Origin of the sequence: Ruegeria sp. HKCCD7221 (assembly GCF_013031225.1) — a bacterium.
Lineage (GTDB): Bacteria > Pseudomonadota > Alphaproteobacteria > Rhodobacterales > Rhodobacteraceae > Ruegeria.
Genome location: NZ_WPZE01000007.1, coordinates 180,131 through 196,828 on the forward strand (window position 1 = coordinate 180,131; position 16,698 = coordinate 196,828).

Annotated in this window: 15 protein-coding genes; 8 read left to right on the plus strand and 7 right to left on the minus strand. The window is 58.2% G+C overall.

The annotated features are described in order from the left end of the window. Position 1 precedes the first annotated feature (1 nt). The 6 genes from GOX73_RS16560 (at position 2) to GOX73_RS16585 (ending at position 8,349) form a co-directional block, all read left to right on the plus strand. Positions 2-2,188: a xanthine dehydrogenase family protein molybdopterin-binding subunit gene (locus GOX73_RS16560; RefSeq protein ID WP_171126481.1), complete on the plus strand. Its 2,187-nt coding sequence runs from the start codon at positions 2-4 to the stop codon at positions 2,186-2,188. 110 nt (positions 2,189-2,298) lie between these two features. Continuing rightward, positions 2,299-3,618, plus strand: coding sequence for a glutamine synthetase family protein (locus tag GOX73_RS16565; RefSeq protein WP_171126605.1), 1,320 nt, complete (start codon positions 2,299-2,301; stop codon positions 3,616-3,618). Between the two features lie 59 nt (positions 3,619-3,677). Beyond that, positions 3,678-4,358, plus strand: coding sequence for a type 1 glutamine amidotransferase (locus GOX73_RS16570; RefSeq protein ID WP_171126480.1), 681 nt, complete (start codon positions 3,678-3,680; stop codon positions 4,356-4,358). Further along, a complete protein-coding gene (locus GOX73_RS16575; protein WP_171126479.1) occupies positions 4,358-5,716 on the plus strand; it encodes a glutamine synthetase family protein in 1,359 nt (452 codons plus the stop codon). The genes GOX73_RS16570 and GOX73_RS16575 overlap by 1 nt, the downstream gene beginning before the upstream one ends. 9 nt (positions 5,717-5,725) lie before the next feature. Beyond that, the gene (locus tag GOX73_RS16580; protein WP_171126478.1) at positions 5,726-7,030 is read left to right on the plus strand and encodes an FAD-binding oxidoreductase; all 1,305 of its coding nucleotides are present in this window, start codon (positions 5,726-5,728) and stop codon (positions 7,028-7,030) included. 104 nt (positions 7,031-7,134) lie between these two features. Continuing rightward, on the plus strand, positions 7,135-8,349 hold the full coding sequence (locus tag GOX73_RS16585) for a DegT/DnrJ/EryC1/StrS aminotransferase family protein (RefSeq protein ID WP_171126477.1): 1,215 nt from the start codon (positions 7,135-7,137) through the stop codon (positions 8,347-8,349). Positions 8,350-8,411: 62 nt separating this feature from the next. Here the strand turns inward: GOX73_RS16585 and phaR are convergent, their stop codons facing one another. From phaR to GOX73_RS16600, 3 genes are all read right to left on the minus strand, one after another. Beyond that, positions 8,412-8,966: a polyhydroxyalkanoate synthesis repressor PhaR gene (gene phaR, locus GOX73_RS16590; protein ID WP_171122100.1), complete on the minus strand. Its 555-nt coding sequence runs from the start codon at positions 8,964-8,966 to the stop codon at positions 8,412-8,414. Between the two features lie 139 nt (positions 8,967-9,105). Then, positions 9,106-9,552 (minus strand): phasin family protein, encoded by a 447-nt coding sequence (locus GOX73_RS16595; protein WP_171122099.1) that lies wholly within the window; start codon positions 9,550-9,552, stop codon positions 9,106-9,108. A gap of 130 nt (positions 9,553-9,682) precedes the next feature. Continuing rightward, positions 9,683-11,485, minus strand: coding sequence for an alpha/beta hydrolase (locus GOX73_RS16600; protein ID WP_171126476.1), 1,803 nt, complete (start codon positions 11,483-11,485; stop codon positions 9,683-9,685). 110 nt (positions 11,486-11,595) lie between these two features. Here GOX73_RS16600 and phaZ point away from each other — a divergent pair, with 110 nt between their 5' ends. Both phaZ and GOX73_RS16610 read left to right on the plus strand, forming a co-directional pair. Next, entirely contained in the window at positions 11,596-12,867 is a 1,272-nt protein-coding gene (phaZ, locus tag GOX73_RS16605) for a polyhydroxyalkanoate depolymerase (RefSeq protein ID WP_171122097.1), read from the plus strand. Between the two features lie 5 nt (positions 12,868-12,872). Continuing rightward, positions 12,873-13,457 (plus strand): DUF6151 family protein, encoded by a 585-nt coding sequence (locus GOX73_RS16610; protein WP_171126475.1) that lies wholly within the window; start codon positions 12,873-12,875, stop codon positions 13,455-13,457. Here GOX73_RS16610 and GOX73_RS16615 read toward each other — a convergent pair. The 4 genes from GOX73_RS16615 to GOX73_RS16630 all read right to left on the minus strand — a co-directional run bounded on the left by GOX73_RS16615 (position 13,448) and on the right by GOX73_RS16630 (position 16,621). Beyond that, on the minus strand, positions 13,448-14,164 hold the full coding sequence (locus GOX73_RS16615) for an alpha/beta fold hydrolase (RefSeq protein WP_171126474.1): 717 nt from the start codon (positions 14,162-14,164) through the stop codon (positions 13,448-13,450). The genes GOX73_RS16610 and GOX73_RS16615 overlap by 10 nt on opposite strands. An 81-nt stretch (positions 14,165-14,245) precedes the next feature. After that, positions 14,246-14,860: a hypothetical protein gene (locus GOX73_RS16620; RefSeq protein WP_171126604.1), complete on the minus strand. Its 615-nt coding sequence runs from the start codon at positions 14,858-14,860 to the stop codon at positions 14,246-14,248. Positions 14,861-14,891: 31 nt separating this feature from the next. Further along, positions 14,892-15,875 (minus strand): carboxylesterase, encoded by a 984-nt coding sequence (locus GOX73_RS16625; RefSeq protein WP_171126473.1) that lies wholly within the window; start codon positions 15,873-15,875, stop codon positions 14,892-14,894. Then, the gene (locus tag GOX73_RS16630; RefSeq protein ID WP_171126472.1) at positions 15,872-16,621 is read right to left on the minus strand and encodes a carboxylesterase; all 750 of its coding nucleotides are present in this window, start codon (positions 16,619-16,621) and stop codon (positions 15,872-15,874) included. Before GOX73_RS16630 ends, GOX73_RS16625 begins: the two co-directional genes overlap by 4 nt. Positions 16,622-16,698: the final 77 nt, after the last annotated feature.

The window sequence follows — 16,698 nt, forward strand, 5'->3', positions numbered from 1 at the left end:
AATGACCATCAACACCTCACGCCGTGGATTTCTGAAAGGCGCCGCTGCGGCCGGTGCCGTGCTGCTGGTCGGCGCACGCCCCGATGGCGCGCTGGCGGCAGCCTCGTCCGAAACCACGCAGTTTAACCCGTTCGTAAAGATCGACGCCGATGGCACTGTAACCGCCATCGTCAAACACTTTGAAAAGGGTCAGGGCCCGGCCACCGGCCTGCCGACGCTGATCGCCGAGGAAATCGGCCTGACCATGGATCAGATCGAATACGAATTCGCGCCCTCTGATCCCAACGTCTATAACAACCTGCTGTTCGGTCCGTTCCAGGGCACAGGCGGATCGACCGCGATGGCGAATTCCTGGCTGCAATACCGTCAGGCCGGTGCCGCCGCGCGCGAGATGCTGATCAATGCCGCCGCCCAAAGTTGGGGCGTGGACGCATCGGGCATCACCATCGAGGAAGGCATCGTAAAGGCCGGTGACAAATCCGCACCGATTGCAGAGTTCGTTGCTGCGGCGTCGCAGCTTGAGACCCCTGCCGAGCCGCGCCTTAAAGATCCGTCCGAATTCCGCCTGATTGGCAACGAATCCGTGCGCCGTAAGGACTCGGCCATCAAGGGCAACGGTCAGGCGATGTATGCGATGGATGTGCATCTGCCAAACCAGATGGTCGCCATGATCAAGCGCCCCGAATCCAAGGGCGGTATCGCCAAAGGCTTTGACGACAACGCGTCAAAAGAGGTCAAAGGCTATATCAATGCCGCCATCTTGCCCAATCAGGCGGGTGTTGCGGTCTATGCCGAAGACACATGGGCTGCCATTCAAGCGCGCGACGCGCTTGAGGTCGAATGGGACATGTCAGGCGGTGAGACCCGCGACTCGGATCAGATCAAGGCCGAGATCATGGCCGCACTGGATTCTGAGCCCACGTACAACGTGAACAAGGCAGACGTGGCGGCGGTTTCGGCGGCCATCGACGGGGCGGATAAGGTGGTCGAAAAGACCTTCTACTTCCCGCTGCTGGCCCACGCCCCGATGGAGCCGTTGAACTGCACCATCGAACAAACCGCTGAGGGCGACATTGTCCTGCATGACGGTGCGCAGATGCCGACCGGTCCGCATATGGCCTACCAGCAAATCTTCCAATTGCCGCCTGAGAAAATCCACATCAAGACCATGCTGGCCGGGGGATCATTTGGCCGCCGTGCCACACCTGATGCGGATTATCAGGTCGAAGCGGCGCTGGCCTTTGTGGTCACCGACCGCTCGCGCCCGGTTAAACTGGTCTGGACACGCGAAGACGATATCCGCAGCGGATATTACCGCCCCGCTTTCGGTCACAAGGTCCGCGTGGGTTTGGATTCGGACGGCAACATCGTCGGATGGCAGCACCAGATCGCCGGGCAATCGGTGATCAAGGGCACTGCGTTCGAGGCGGCGCTGGTCCATGACGGTGTCGATCACAGCTCGGTCGAAGGTGTGGCCGATAGCCCGTATGCCATCCCCGGCATGGCGCTTGGCCTGACCGACACGCCCAAAGCAACCACTGTTCTGTGGTGGCGCTCGGTGGGGCACACCCATACGGCCTATGCGATGGAGACCATGATGGACCTGGTCGCTGAGGCTGTGGGCCGTGACCCGATCGAGTTCCGTCTGGCCCACCTGTCCGACGACACCAACCCCGATCAGCGGCGCAAGGCGGCTGTTCTGAAACTGGCCGCTGAAAAAGCCGGTTGGGGCAACGCACCTGCTGGCCGATCGCAAGGGATCGCGGTGCATAAGTCCTTTGGGTCTTATGCGGCTGAGGTTGTTGAAATCTCGGGCGATGCGGAAAGTGGCATCAAGATCGAAAAGGTCACCTGCGCCGTCGATTGCGGCATTGCGGTGAACCCCGATGTGGTTAAGGCACAGATGGAAGGTGGCATCGGTTATGGCATCGGCCATGTCATGCGCGATCAGATCACGCTGACAAGCGGGGCAGTCGATCAATCCAACTTCCCGGATTACGAACCGCTGCGCATCGGCGACATCGCTGCCATCGACGTACACATCGTACCCTCGGCGGAGGCACCGACGGGTGTCGGTGAGCCCGGAACGCCTCCTTCGGCACCGGCGCTGGCCAATGCCATCCACGCGATGACGGGTACTCTTGTGGCCTCGCATCCGATGGCCGAAAACGGCATCAACTTTGTTTGACGCCAAACCCCGCGCCTTCTCCTCTCGGCGCGGGGTTAATTTGATCAAATTTCGTGACAAGACGCTTTGCGTCGACTACACCTCGGGAAACCAGAGTGATGGAGACCCCGATGGACCTGAGCGCCTTGCACAGTTTTCGCGTTGCAGCCTGTGACCTTAACGGTCAACTGCGGGGCAAACGCGTGCCTCCCTCTTACGCCGACAAACTGGAAAAGGGTTCCGTTCGGATGCCGTTTTCGGCGCTAAACGTGGACCTGTGGGGTGCGGATATTGACGGTAGCCCGCTGGTTTTTGAGTCCGGTGATGCCGATGGTGTGCTGCTGCCGACCGAGCGCGGCCCCGTTCCGATGCCATGGCTGGATGTAGACACCGCACTGGTACCCATGTGTCTGTATGATGACCACGGCACACCCTTTGCTGGGGATCCCCGTCACGCGCTGACCGCGGTACTGGACCGATACGCCCAGCGCGGGTGGTCGGTGATCGCGGCGACCGAGTTGGAGTTCACGCTGCTGGATTCGTCCGGCGCGCAACCGCAGCCGCCGCTGAACCCATTGACAGGGCGCAGGCTGGTGGATGAGGCGGTGCTGTCCATGGCCGAGATGGACGCGTTCGATGCGTTTTTCACCGACCTCTATGATGGTTGCGCCGCGATGGGCATCCCCGCCCAGACCGCCATATCCGAAAGCGGTATTGGCCAGTTCGAAATCAACCTGAACCATCAGGACGCAATGCGCTGCGCTGATGATACGTTGCTTTTCAAAGTGTTGACACGCGGGCTAGCGCGCAAACACGGGTTCACCGCGACGTTCATGTCCAAACCCTATGCTGACGATGCAGGCAATGGGATGCACGTGCATTTCTCGGTCGTCGATCAGGCCGGCCAGAACGTCTTTGACAATGGCGGCCCCGAGGGGACAGATACGTTGCGCCACGCCATCGCGGGATGTCTGGCGGCGATGCCCGGCAGCACGTTGATCTTTGCGCCGCACGGCAATTCTTATACCCGACTTGTGCCCGGCGCCCACGCGCCCACTGGTGCAAGCTGGGCCTATGAGAACCGCACCGCCGCCCTGCGCATTCCCGGCGGCGCACCCGCTGCCCGCCGAATTGAGCATCGCGTCGCGGGTGGCGATATCAACCCCTACCTGATGCTGGCCGCCGTTTTGGGGGCAGCAATGAACGGGATCGATGATGGAACCGAGCCGCCAGCGCCGATCACCGGCAACGCCTACGACATTGACGGCCTGCCGCAACTGGCCAGCGATTGGGAGGCCGCCGTCGCCGTCTTTGAATCCGATCCACATGTCGCGCGCATCTTCCCTGCCGATCTGATCCGCTTTCTGGCGATGACCAAACGGCAGGAAATCCGCCGCTTTGCCGAGCGCCCGCCCGAGGACCACTGGCTGAGTTATGTCGAAGCCGTCTGACCCCTCTTGCCCGGCCCGGCGCGGTCGGCTAGAATAAATTTGATCAAATTTGGTGACCCATGAAAATCGGCATCCTTGTAACCGGCCACCCCCCCGATGAGCTGCGTTCAGAATTCGGCACATATGACGGCATGTTCCGTACCCTGCTGGGTGGCAACGCCTTTACGTTTGAAACCTTCAACGTGGTGGACGGGCAGTTCCCCGACAGCACCGATGCAGCCAATGGCTGGGTCATCACCGGCTCGCGTCATGGCGCGTACGAGGACCATGCGTGGATACCGCCGCTGGAAGAATTGATCCGCGCGATCCGCGACAAGGGCCAGCCACTGATCGGGGTCTGCTTTGGCCACCAGATCATTGCGCAAGCCTTGGGCGGCAAGGTTGAAAAGTTCACAGGTGGCTGGGCGGTAGGACGCACCGACTATGACCTGGATGGGCAGACCGTTACGCTGAACGCGTGGCATCAGGATCAGGTGGTTGCCCTGCCCGACGGCGCTCGCGTGACCGGCACCAACGACTTCTGCCAGAACGCCATGGTCGCTTATGGTGATTCAATTTGGACCGTTCAGGCCCATCCGGAATACGGCGACGGGTTCATCAAAGGTTTGATGGACACGCGTGGTAAAGGTCTTGTGCCAGATGAATTAATGCAGGCCGCGACCAACCGCCTGCCCGCCAACGACGACAACCCCAAGATCGGGCAATTCATGGCGGAGTTTTTGAAGAAAGAGAGGGCCTGATGGCCGACTGGAAAGATCAACTACCGCAGGCAGCACAGTCCTATATCGAAGGTCAGCGTTTGGACGAGGTTGAATGCATCATCTCGGATTTGCCCGGTATTGCGCGGGGCAAAGCGGTGCCAGCCTCGAAATTCGCCAAGCAAACCTATTTCCACCTGCCCGACAGCATTTTCTACCAGACCATCACCGGCGACTGGGGTGAGGCCGCGGGCGAGGACGGCTTTATCGAGCGGGACATGATCCTGAAACCCGATTTCTCGACCGCATCGGCCGCGCCGTGGACTGGCGACTGGACGTTGCAAGTGATTCACGACGCCTATGACCGCGATGATAACCCGATCCCGTTCAGCCCGCGCAACGTGCTGAAACGCGTGGTGCAGATGTATCACGACAAGGGCTGGAAACCGGTCGTTGCGCCCGAGATGGAGTTCTTTTTGGTCGCCCCCAACGTGGACCCCGCGCAAGGCATCAAGCCAATGATGGGGCGTTCGGGCCGTCCGGCGGCGGCGCGTCAGGCATACTCGATGACTGCCGTGGACGAATTTGGCCCGGTGATCGACGACATCTATGATTTCGCCGAACACCAAGGGTTCGAGATTGACGGCATCACGCAAGAAGGCGGCGCCGGGCAGTTGGAAATCAACCTGCGCCACGGCAACCCGGTCAAGCTGGCGGATGAGGTATTTTACTTCAAACGCCTGATCCGCGAGGCCGCGCTGCGCCATAACTGCTTTGCCACGTTCATGGCGAAACCGATCGTGGATGAGCCGGGCTCGGCCATGCATATCCACCACTCGATCATCGACATGGAAACCGGGCAGAACATCTTTTCCGGCCCGCAAGGGGGTGAGACGGACGCGTTTTACCACTTCATCGCCGGGTTGCAGAACCACCTGCCCTCGGGGCTGGCGGTGATGGCGCCTTATGTGAATTCATACCGCCGTTACGTGAAAGACCATGCCGCTCCGATCAATCTGGAATGGGCGCGCGACAACCGTACCACCGGCATCCGCGTGCCGCTGTCCGGCCCCGAAGCGCGCCGGGTCGAAAACCGCATCGCCGGGATGGACTGCAACCCCTATCTGGGCATCGCCCTGTCTTTGGCCTGCGGCTATCTGGGACTGGTTCAACAGGAACGCCCACGCCGTCAGTTCTATGGCGACGCTTACGAAGGCGAAGGCGATATCCCGCAGGTCATGGGCAATGCGCTGGACCTGTTTGATGAGGCGACCGCCTTGCACGAGGTTCTGGGCCCCGAGTTTGCCCGCGTCTATGGCATCGTCAAACGCGCCGAGTATGAAGAATTCCTGCAGGTTATCTCTCCGTGGGAGCGTGAGCATCTGCTGCTGAATGTCTGAGGCATTGCGATGAACCTGCTCTATTCCAACGACCGCAAGGCCGAATACCCAGCCAGTTGGTACGCGGCCACGGCCAATCCGATCGACCGTTTTCCTGTTCTGGCGGGCGACGAAAAGGCGGATGTCTGCGTGGTCGGCGGCGGATACACGGGTTTGTCCGCTGCGCTGCATCTGGCCGAAGCCGGATTCAGCGTGACCCTGCTTGAGGCGCATCGCGTGGGCTTCGGCGCGTCGGGTCGCAATGGCGGTCAATTGGGCAGCGCGCAGCGGATGGATCAGGAAGACCTTGAGCGACTGGTGGGCGATGACGATGCGTTGAAGCTGTGGGATCTGGCCGAAGACGCGAAGGCGCTGGTCAAATCCCTGATCGCCAAGCACCAGATCGACTGTGACCTGAAACCGGGCGTTGCCGTTCTGGGCCTCAGCACCGGCGAACAGCAGGAATTACACGACCATGCGGCACATCTGGCCGAGCGTTATGGCTATGACCAGATGGAGTTGCTGGACGAAGGCGCGGGCCATGGCCTATGCCCCTCGCCTGCCTATCGCGGAGGCTATCTGGATATGGGGGCCGCCCATCTGCACCCGCTGAACTATGCTTTGGGTCTGGCGCAGGCCGCAGCCAAAGCGGGCGTGCGGATTTATGAAAGCACCGAGGTGACGGGGATCGAGGAAGCCACGCCCGCCATCGTCCATACTGCGCAGGGAAAAGTCACCGCGGATCACGTCATTCTGGCCTGCAACGGATACTTGGGCGGCCTGAACGGCAAGGTCGCCGCGCGGGTCATGCCGATCAACAATTTCATCGCTGCGACTGAACCATTGGGCACTGACACCGCTCGTGTGCTGACGCGCGACGTCGCTGTGGCCGATACGAAATTCGTGGTGAACTACTTCCGCCTTAGCGCCGATAACCGGCTGCTGTTTGGCGGCGGCGAGAGCTATGGTTATCGCTTCCCTGCGAACATCGCCGCCAAAGTGCGCAAACCGATGGTCGAGATTTTTCCGCATCTGCGCGATGTGAAGATCGACTATGCCTGGGGTGGTACGCTAGCGATCACCATGCGGCGGATGCCCTATCTGACGCGGGTTGCGCCCAATATCCTGTCAGCTTCGGGCTACTCTGGTCACGGCGTTGGAACTGCGACCCATGCAGGGCAATTGATGGCGCTGGCCATTCAAGGGCAGGCCGAAGGGTTCGACACGATGACCCGCGTCCCAACCCTACCCTTCCCAGGGGGCGCCGCCCTGCGCAGCCCCCTGCTGGTGCTGGCGATGACATGGTTTGCGCTGCGGGACCGGCTGGGCCTTTGATTTACGACAGATTGGTGAAATTTCGCCGTAAGGGCGAATGAAGACTTGGATTGACCGAGGATTAGCTTTATCTTTCCCAAAGATAGAATTCGGGAAAACCAAATATGACGCTTCCTCCAAACGTTCATGACGCCGAACCCATCCCCGTTGCCGCCCGCGAAGCCATCGACGCCTTGATGCAGTCGGGCGACCTGTTCCGCTATACCGCGCCGCAAGACGCGCCGGTTGCTTTGCTTGAGGCTGAATTCGCCGAGTTGCTAGGTACCAAATATGCGCTGGCGGTTTCGTCCTGCTCGGCTGCGCTGTTCCTGTCGCTCAAAGCCTTGGGCCTGCCGCGCGACGCACGTGTCCTGATCCCCGGCTTTACCTTTGCGGCTGTTCCGTCCTCGGTCGTTCACGCAGATTGCATTCCGGTACTGTGCGAAGTTGCCGACAATTACCGCATAGACATGGCAGACTTTGCCACCAAACTGGACGATGTTCAGGCCGTGATCATCAGCCACATGCGCGGACACACGTCCGACATGGACGCGATCATGGCGCTGTGTGACGCTCGCGACATTCCCGTAATCGAGGATGCAGCCCATTCGCTGGGCACCACGTGGCACGGGCGCAATATTGGCACGATCGGTAAGGTCGGCTGTTTCTCGTTCCAGTCCTACAAGATGATCAACGCGGGCGAAGGCGGCATTCTGATCACCGATGACGCGGATTTGGTGGCGCGCGCCGTCATCATGTCGGGCGCTTATGAGCATAACTGGAAAAAACACAAAGGCCCTCACGGAGACAACTCGCCCGAGTTGGAGCAGGCCTTTGCTCGCTGGCAGAACCAGCTACCGCTGTATAATCTGCGGATGAGCAACCTGAGCGCCGCCGTGATCCGACCACAGATCCCTGAACTGGCGCGTCGCGTGCGCGACGGTCTGTCCAATCACGACTATGTCGCGGATCGCCTGAACACGTCGCCGAATATCGACGTGCCCGCCCCGCTGTCGCCCGAACGCCGGGCCCCGGACTCGATCCAGTTCAACTTGGTCGACCTCAGCGATGATGACATCCGCGCTTTTGCGGCGGCATCAGAGGCGCGCGGGGTCAAAGTCCAGGTTTTTGGTCTGAGCGAAGACAATGCCCGCGCCTTTTGGAACTGGCAATTCCTGCCTGAGCAGGTCGAATTGCCGCAAACCCGCGCAATGTTGATGAAGGCTTGCGACGTTCGCTTGCCTGTGCGCCTGACCCGCGAAGAATTGGACGTAATTGCCGATATTCTGCTGGCATCCGTCGGCGAGGTTACCGCACCAGCGATGGCCTTCGGCACCTGAACCACAGCCCATCACAAAAAAGCCCGCCAAAAGGCGGGCTTTATTCGTTTTGGAAGGCTGGATCAGTTCAGCTTGGACAATTTCTGCTGCAATTCGGCAAGCTGCTTTTTGATATCGTCCAGATCCTCTTTCGGCTCTGACTTACCCTCATCTTCCTTGTCCGGACCGGACCAACCGCCGGACAAACCACCGGTCATCGCTTTAAGAAATGCCTGTTGCTGCGCCTGCATTGCCTCGAACCCCGGCATCTGAGACATGGGGTTCATTGCGCTCATGTTTTCCATCATTTTGCTTTGGCTTTCGCGCAGCATCTCGAACGAGCTTTGCAGGAACTGAGGCATCATACCCCCGCCCGGCAACATGTAACTGCGCACAAGATCATTGAGCACATTCACAGGCAGCACATTCTCGCCCCGGCTTTCATGTTCAGCAATGATTTGAAGCAGATATTGCCGTGTCAGATCATCCCCGGTTTTCAGGTCGATAATCTGCACTTCCCGCCCGTCACGAATAAACGCCGCGATATCCTCGAGCGTGACGTAATCGCTGGTCTCGGTGTTATACAGCCGACGACTGGCATATCGTTTGATTAGTAACGGTTTTTCCTGGTCTGCCACCGGTTTCCCTCCCCAAGGATGATGCGTTGCAGCAGAGGTTATGCGACTGCAGCACAAAAAGAAAGGGCAGGTCTTTCGACCTGCCCTGCGCGATTGCACCGGTTGGGAGGAATGGGTGCGCCTCGCGGCATTCATTTTTTTACTTGGCAGCAGTTGCTTTCTTGGCAGCGGCTGTCACGTCGTTGGTTGCTTTCTTGACAGCAGCAGTTGCGTCTTCCGCAGCTTCTTTGCCAGCAGCCATCAGCAGCTCAACAGTTTCGGTCTGAACTTTTTTCGCGATTTCAGCGAAGGCCGCCAGGTTTTCTGCAGCAACTTCAGCCGACGCGCTAGCGAAATCAGTCGCAGCTTTTGCGTATTCAGCAGGTTCTGCTTTTGCTTTCGACATCTCGGTCAGTTTGGCCAGAGTGTCTTTGGTCCATTTGTTCGAGATTTCAGCCGACTTTTCAGCGGCGTCCAGCGCAACACCCGACAGCTTTTCGTTCAGGCTTGCGGTCGACTTGAAGGCACCTTCCAGAGCGGTGGTGTCAACAGGGAACGCGCCCATCATGTCTTTCAGGGTCGCGGTAAAGTCTTGAGTCTTTGCCATTGTCCTAATCCTTTTGCCGAACCGGGCCCACCCCGGTTTTCATCAGCTTGAGGACAATATGGTTGCTGCATCGCAGCATTGCAAGAAATTTATTGCTGCGTCGCAGCAAAAAATAAAAACTCACACAAAATCAATTCGTTGACTTAACCAAAACATACGTTCCGGGCGCGGGCGCCAGTGGCGGATGATCCGAATCGCCCGGTGTACGGGCCTGAACCTGTTTGCCTGACCGCTTTTTTAGCCAGGCCTCCCAGCGGGGCCACCACGATCCCTGATGGTACTCGGCCTCTTTCATCCAAGTCTCGGCATCCGCTTTCAAATTGGTGTTGGTGTAATGGCCATATTTCTTTTTGCTGGGCGGGTTCACGATCCCCGCAATATGGCCGGATTCTGACACAATGAACGTCTTTGACTTCGATCCCATTTGCTGCACGCCGCGATAGCAATCCTTCCATGCTGCAATGTGGTCCGTTTCGCAGGTGATGGCCATCAACGGAACGTCGACATCACGGACATGCAGTTTATGCCCCAGCAACTCGAACCCGTCGTTGACGAAGTCGTTGCTCTGGCACAAGCCGCGCAGATACTCCACAGCCATGCGACCGGGCAAATTCGCACCATCTCCGTTCCAGAACAGCAGGTCGAATGCGGGTGGTGTCTCGCCCATCATATAGCTGCGGATCGCAGGACCATAGATCAGATCATTCGAGCGCAGGAACGACATCGTTCGTCCAACCAGCCAGGCTTTCAGAATTCCATCCTTGGAAATCTGATCTTCGATTCCGTCCACGAAGTCGTTTTGCAAGAAGGGCGTGAACTCTCCTTGATCGCCGAAATCCGTGAGGGCGGTAAAAAACGTGGCCGACTTGATCGACTTGTCCCCCCGCTGCTTGAGAAGGGACAGGGTCAGGCTAAGCGTGGTTCCCGCGATACAGTAACCTACAGCGTTCACCTGCTTGACCTTGCAGATCGACTTGACCTGTTCGATCGCGGTCAGGAACCCTTCTTCGACGTAATCCCCCATACCAATATCAGCGTGGGATTCATTTGCATTCACCCAGCTTACGACAAACAAGGTATATCCCTGCTCGGTCACCCATTTGATCAGACTGTTCTGCGCCTTGAGATCCAGAATGTAGAACTTGTTGATCCAGGGCGGGAACAGAACAAGCGGCGTTTCGCAAACTGTCTCGGTTGCAGGCTTGTATTGGATCAATTCCATTAGCCGGTTGCGATACACAACCTCACCCGGCGTTGTGGCGATGTTGCCACCCACTTCAAAGGCGCTCTCATCCGCCAGCCTGACAACCATTTCACCATCATTGGCTTCAAGATCGGCAACCAGGTTTTCCAGCCCCTTGATCAGCGATTGCCCCTCGGTTTCGACCGCCTTCTCCAAAGCGTCCGGATTGGTTGCCAGAAAATTGGTCGGAGACATCATGTCGATGATCTGTTGCGAGAAGTACCGCAGGCGCTTTTTGTCCTTGTCGTCCATATCTTCAACCGACGCGACGGCCTGTGTGATGACCTCGGCATTGGTTTGATACTGCTGGCGGATAAAGCGGAAATAGGGATTTACTTCCCACATAGGATTGCTGAAGCGCTTGTCTTTAGGGGCGGTATCGCTGTCATCAACTTCGCCCGTCGTCATGGCCTTCTGCGCTTCAGCAAAGTTTAGAACGGATTTTCCCCAGAATTCGATCTGATGTTCCATCAGCTTGGCGGGATTTTGCCATGCTTCGGAAAAATACGCTGTTGCTGCTCGTGCAAAAAGCTCTTGATTCGGACCGTCCAGCGCGGGGTTGTGGCCCTTTTTTCCGGCCATCACTTCCACCAGACGCTTTGAAAGCTCTTCGACTTTGTTCATATTTTCTTTAAGCCGTTCAAGGTGTTCCTCGGTTAGCTCCGGACTCTGGTCTTGACTTGTTGTCATTTTAACAATTCCCCCCTAACCTCGCTGCTATGCAGAATAACGTCGCAAATGCCATGGGCAAAGCGGCGAATGGTCCGAACTTTCAGACTGATACCCAGGAGACCCATTTTATGCGCTACATGATGACCTACGACTTGATGGAAACCATGCGCAACACCAACCAGTGGATGGGTGCAACCGCCAGTGCGATGGCCTCTTACCCACTGTTTTCGATGGTTCCCAATCCAGTGTTCAGCATGATGGCGGCCTGGGGCGAGGTGACAGAACGCACCTTTCAGCGCATGATTGCCAAACCCGACTGGGGCATTCGCACCTATACCTGCGAGGACGGCCGGGACCATATTGTCGATATCGTCCCCGTGTTGGAGCGTCCGTTCGGCGACCTGATCCACGTCCGCGTGAACGGGCGCGAAGAACAAGCGCGCAAGGTTCTGGTGGTCGCTCCCATGTCCGGCCACTATGCAACGCTGCTGCGCTCGACAGTCAAAAGCCTGTTGGTCAATTGCGAAGTCTACGTCACCGACTGGCATAATGCGCGCGATATCCCCGTGTCCGAAGGAAAGTTCGATGTAGAGGACTATACCCTCTATCTTGTCGATTTCATGAAAGAACTGGGACCAGAGACTCATGTTGTTGCAGTTTGCCAACCCGCCCCGCTGACATTGGCCGCAACCGCGTATCTGGCCGAGGTAGAGCCCAAAGCGCAGCCCAGCACGCTGACGCTGATCGGCGGACCTGTTGACCCGGACGCAACACCCACTGACGTAACCGATTTTGGCCGCCGCGTGACAATGGGCCAGCTGGAAGAGACCATGATTCAGCGCGTCGGCTTCAAGTACAAAGGCGTTGGTCGCATGGTTTATCCCGGCCTGCTGCAACTGGCGTCATTCATGTCTATGAACGCGGATCGCCATTCCAAGGCGTTTTCGGACCAGATTCAGCGCGTCATGCGCGGTGAGGCGTCGGATCATGACGCACATAACCGGTTCTATGATGAGTATCTGGCGGTGATGGACATGACCGCGGAATTCTATCTGTCAACGGTCGAACGTGTCTTTAAAAACCGCGAAATTGCGCGGAACGAGTTTGTCGTTGCAGGCCACAAGGTCGATATCGGGAAAATCACCGACGTCGCCGTGAAAACAGTCGAGGGGGCAAATGACGATATCTCTGCCCCCGGTCAATGTATCGCGGCGCTTGACCTGTGCACCGGGCTGCCAGATTCGAAAAAGGCAAGCCATGTTGAACCCGGCGCGGGACATTACGGTATCTTTGCTGGCCGCAGTTGGCGCGACAACATCCGCCCGCTGGTCATCGACTTCATGAACGCCAACACGCGTAAACCGCGCCGTCGGGCGGCGAACAAGAACAAAGTCGCCTGATCACCATGCCAAATTCCACGGCGAAAGATTTCGCTTTTTCCTGCAATTGTGGCGCGCTTCGCGGCGCGATCACCGCTGCGGGGGCGAAATCTGCAACGCATACTGTGTGTTTCTGCCATGACTGCCGCGCCGCTAAGCTGTATTTCGGACAACCCGACCCTGCCCCCGGCCCTGTCGAGGTGCTGCAAATGCTGCCAGAAGAAATCAGGCTCGACGGCGGGGCCGAACACTTGGCGCTGATGCAGCTCAGCCCCAAGGGTATGCTGCGCTGGTACGCAAGTTGCTGTAACGCGCCACTTGCGGTAACGACCCGAACGCCGAAATTCCCCTTTGCGGGGTTCATCGTGAAGCGAATTGCAGACCCAAGCGGTTTGGGTCCCATCACGACCCGAGGGTTTGTTCCGCAACCCGACGGCAAACAGTCCCATGAAAAGCTGGGGCCAGCCGTCAAAGGATTGATTTCGCGCGTGCTCAAGTCGCGGATTTCCGGAAGTTGGAAGAACTCCGTCTTCTTCGACCCCAATACCAGACAGCCCGTGGCAACGCCTGTAATCCTTAGCCAATCTGAACGGGCAGCGTTTTACAAATAGGGCAGCCGAACCGGGGTGTTCAGCCAGGATTCAAGTGCCGTGTTCACGGCTGCAGGTGCCTCGAGCGGGGGCAGATGCCCAGCTTCGTCAATGACTTTCAACTCGGCATTTGGGATCATTTCCGCCATGAACGCATGCCGACGCACGGGCGTAAGCTGATCGTGCGCCCCGCATAAAACCAGCGTTGGTATATTGATATGCCTCAGCGCGCCTTGCTGATCAGGACGCCGTTGCAGGGCGCGCATCTGGCGTTCGAAGACGTCCGCCCCCATTTCCCTTGCCATCGCCATGACTTCTTTCAAGACGGGAACGCGCCCCAGACCCGGTGCCAAAGTCTCGGAACCAATCAACCTGTTCATAACATCCTCAAGCCGCCCCGACCTTGCGCCTACGATAAGCTCTTCCCGGTCCGCAGCGATCTGAGGTGTATCGGCCTGCGCGTCTGTCGACATCAGGCACAAGCGGGACACGCGCTGAGGTGCACGCCGAACGATCTCCAACGCGACAACGCCGCCCATGCTGAACCCACCCAGGGCAAAACGATGCGGTAGTTGGTCCAGCAAGCCAGAGGCGATCTCTTCGATGCGGTCACCCGTCGTCACCGGGGCAACCGTCACCGCGCGCTGGTAAGACAGGTAGAGTATCTGAGCTCCGAACAACCGCGCGTCGCACATGAACCCGGGCAGAAAAACCAACGGTTCGATCACGCTGGGCCTCCTTAAATTCGACCACCTTGGCGTTACTTTTCCGCAGGATGTGAGGTTTTTCTAATGTCGGCAAGAAAAAACTCAGGGATAGTCTATTCCCCGGAACTTCGGAAAATCCGCATAACGCGCCTTCCGGGTGCTTAGATTTTCAGTCGGCTTGGCACCTGCGCGCAACAAGGTGCCGCGCGGCACGATATAGCTGTCGATCCGGCGAAGGGGTATCGGCCTCCAGACCAGATTGAACGCGCACAGCTTGGGGAAAAACCAGATTTCGGAGTAATCCAGATGGTCATGCATCCACCACGCAAGATCGCGCCAGTCGCGTCCGGTTTCGTATTGATCCGCAAACCATGGGATCACGACCGAGGCCCCGGCGATCCTCTCATCCCCTTCCCCACGATCCCAGATATGGCATTCCAGAGGATTGTCATTTCGGGCACAGTTCAGACGGTTTTCATTTCCGAACCGGTTCAAGGAAGGTGAGCGATAACCAGACCGCACCCCGACCCGGCCAAAGGTTTCCTCCAGCGGATCCAGAAGGGTTGAGCACAGGGCACGACCCGTCTGGATCGCCAAATCGGGATTGTCGGGAATGTTCTGTATTTCGTGAAAGTTGCCAATCTCAGAATACAGAAAATCGCGCATAAAAAAATGACGAGACAGACGCACCCTGCCAAGGGTTTCAAGGCTCCACATGCTGGCTGGTTTACGCATCACCCCCCCTGCGTTACCTGATCCCCAATGTTTCTAGCCAGTTCAAGATACCAGCTACAGTCGCATCCGTTTGCCCTGGTGACATCAGCCTCCCGGCGACAACATGCGAGGCGGGGTCATCTCCGGGGCCCATTGTCACCAATTCTGTTGTCGACGGCGCGCCCCACGCCGCCGCAACCTCGTGCGTAATATCTGGCCGTACAACCTGATCATCATCTGAATACCAAAACAACGCCGGGACCTTTGCGCCAGAGAAATCAAGCCTATTCACTGCATCCACCAACACCGTCATTGGCACGACCGCTTCCCAAGGATAGGTCGTTGACCAATACAGGTTCTTCTCCGGATCCGGGCCAGAGACGTCCCGTGTATCTCCCATCAGAACAGGCAGCCAATCCCGCGCCCAAGGTAATCCAGGTATCCAGGCACCGGGCGTGTTCACTCCGAAATTGGGCGAGACAAAGACAATACCCGCCAGATCCCGGCTCAAGTCTTCGTCTACGGCAGCGGCTGCCGCCAGCGTTCCGCCTGTCGACGTCGAAATCACGACAACCTGATCGCCCACCGCACGCGCCGCAGCCAGCCCCTCGGCCAGATCCTGCATCCAGCCCGAGGCCGTTCCATCCGCCATTGCCTCGCTGCTACGCCCGTGCCCCTGCAGCCGCGTATAGACCAGATTTGCCCCCAGCGCGTCAGCGACCATATCGGGCACCGGGCGAATTTCCTCGGATGACGCGGAGAATCCGTGCAGATAGAGAACAGAAACCGGAGTTCTGCGCTCTTTGAAACCGTCCTGCCAGGTCACGCGTTTCTCAACACCAGGGACGATATCGTCAAACGCCGACTCGACGCTTTCGAAATAGACTTGGACGCCCTCGCCAAATTTCCGAGGATCAAACTGAGGATGAAGGTCTACGTCTTCGCGTGGGCCAAACCAGTAAATTAGGCCCCCAATAGCGATAAGAGCCAAACACAGACGACCTATTAGCCGCATCATGACGCATTCATCACATCTATGACGGCCTGCTCGATCAGCCCAAGACACGGCCCGTCCGAAAACCGGTGATCCGCATCTTTGACAAGCAGCAACCTCATGTCGGGTCCAGACGCATGTTCTAGCAGTCTGACCGCAGTTGCCGTTGAAACCGCAGTATCCTCGGTGCCCTGCAAAAAGCGCACCGGAAATGGCAGCTCCAACGGGCTACGCAGGACAAGTCGGGCACGGCCATCTTCGATCATCCGTTTCGTAATGATGTAGGGCTCCATATAGTCCGACGGCAGCTCAACATGCCCCACCTCCTCCAGCGCCTGTTTCTGAGCATCCGTGAACGAGGCCCAGTATCCATCCTCGGTAAAATCCGGCGCGGCCGCGATCGTAACCAAGCCTGCAATCCGATCCGGCATCATCTTGGCCAGCAACAAGGCCTGCCATCCGCCCATCGAAGACCCAACGACAATCAAAGGCCCCTCAGTTAACTCGGCAACCGCAGCCGCTGTATCCTCATGCCAATCCCCGATGCACCCCTCTTCGAAAGCGCCCCCGCTTTCACCGTGCCCGGAATAGTCGAACCGCAAAAACGCCTGCCCGCGCTCCTTCGCCCAGGCCTCAAGATGCACCGCCTTGGTGCCTTCCATGTCAGACTTGAGACCGCCCAGAAAAACCACCGTCGGCCCCGCCCCCTCGCTTTTGTGATACGCCAACCGCCGCCCCTGCGCGGTGTCCAGAAATTCAGCCACAGCCATAAAACCCTCTTTGCTTTGCCCACATCATGCACGTCCCAACCCCAACCGCAATTCCCCGATCCGCCCTTCATCTGGCT

What these genes read in the sequence shown, in the direction of transcription:
- GOX73_RS16575 (WP_171126479.1), top strand. Translation starts at nt 4,358, where the DNA reads ATGGCCGACTGGAAAGATCAACTACCGCAGGCAGCACAGTCCTATATC.
- GOX73_RS16570 (WP_171126480.1), top strand. Translation starts at nt 3,678, where the DNA reads ATGAAAATCGGCATCCTTGTAACCGGCCACCCCCCCGATGAGCTGCGT.
- GOX73_RS16560 (WP_171126481.1), top strand. Translation starts at nt 2, where the DNA reads ATGACCATCAACACCTCACGCCGTGGATTTCTGAAAGGCGCCGCTGCG.
- GOX73_RS16630 (WP_171126472.1), bottom strand. Translation starts at nt 16,621, where the DNA reads ATGGCTGTGGCTGAATTTCTGGACACCGCGCAGGGGCGGCGGTTGGCG.
- GOX73_RS16610 (WP_171126475.1), top strand. Translation starts at nt 12,873, where the DNA reads ATGCCAAATTCCACGGCGAAAGATTTCGCTTTTTCCTGCAATTGTGGC.
- GOX73_RS16600 (WP_171126476.1), bottom strand. Translation starts at nt 11,485, where the DNA reads ATGACAACAAGTCAAGACCAGAGTCCGGAGCTAACCGAGGAACACCTT.
- GOX73_RS16565 (WP_171126605.1), top strand. Translation starts at nt 2,299, where the DNA reads ATGGACCTGAGCGCCTTGCACAGTTTTCGCGTTGCAGCCTGTGACCTT.
- GOX73_RS16620 (WP_171126604.1), bottom strand. Translation starts at nt 14,860, where the DNA reads ATGTGGAGCCTTGAAACCCTTGGCAGGGTGCGTCTGTCTCGTCATTTT.
- GOX73_RS16595 (WP_171122099.1), bottom strand. Translation starts at nt 9,552, where the DNA reads ATGGCAAAGACTCAAGACTTTACCGCGACCCTGAAAGACATGATGGGC.
- GOX73_RS16625 (WP_171126473.1), bottom strand. Translation starts at nt 15,875, where the DNA reads ATGATGCGGCTAATAGGTCGTCTGTGTTTGGCTCTTATCGCTATTGGG.
- phaZ (WP_171122097.1), top strand. Translation starts at nt 11,596, where the DNA reads ATGCGCTACATGATGACCTACGACTTGATGGAAACCATGCGCAACACC.
- GOX73_RS16580 (WP_171126478.1), top strand. Translation starts at nt 5,726, where the DNA reads ATGAACCTGCTCTATTCCAACGACCGCAAGGCCGAATACCCAGCCAGT.
- GOX73_RS16585 (WP_171126477.1), top strand. Translation starts at nt 7,135, where the DNA reads ATGACGCTTCCTCCAAACGTTCATGACGCCGAACCCATCCCCGTTGCC.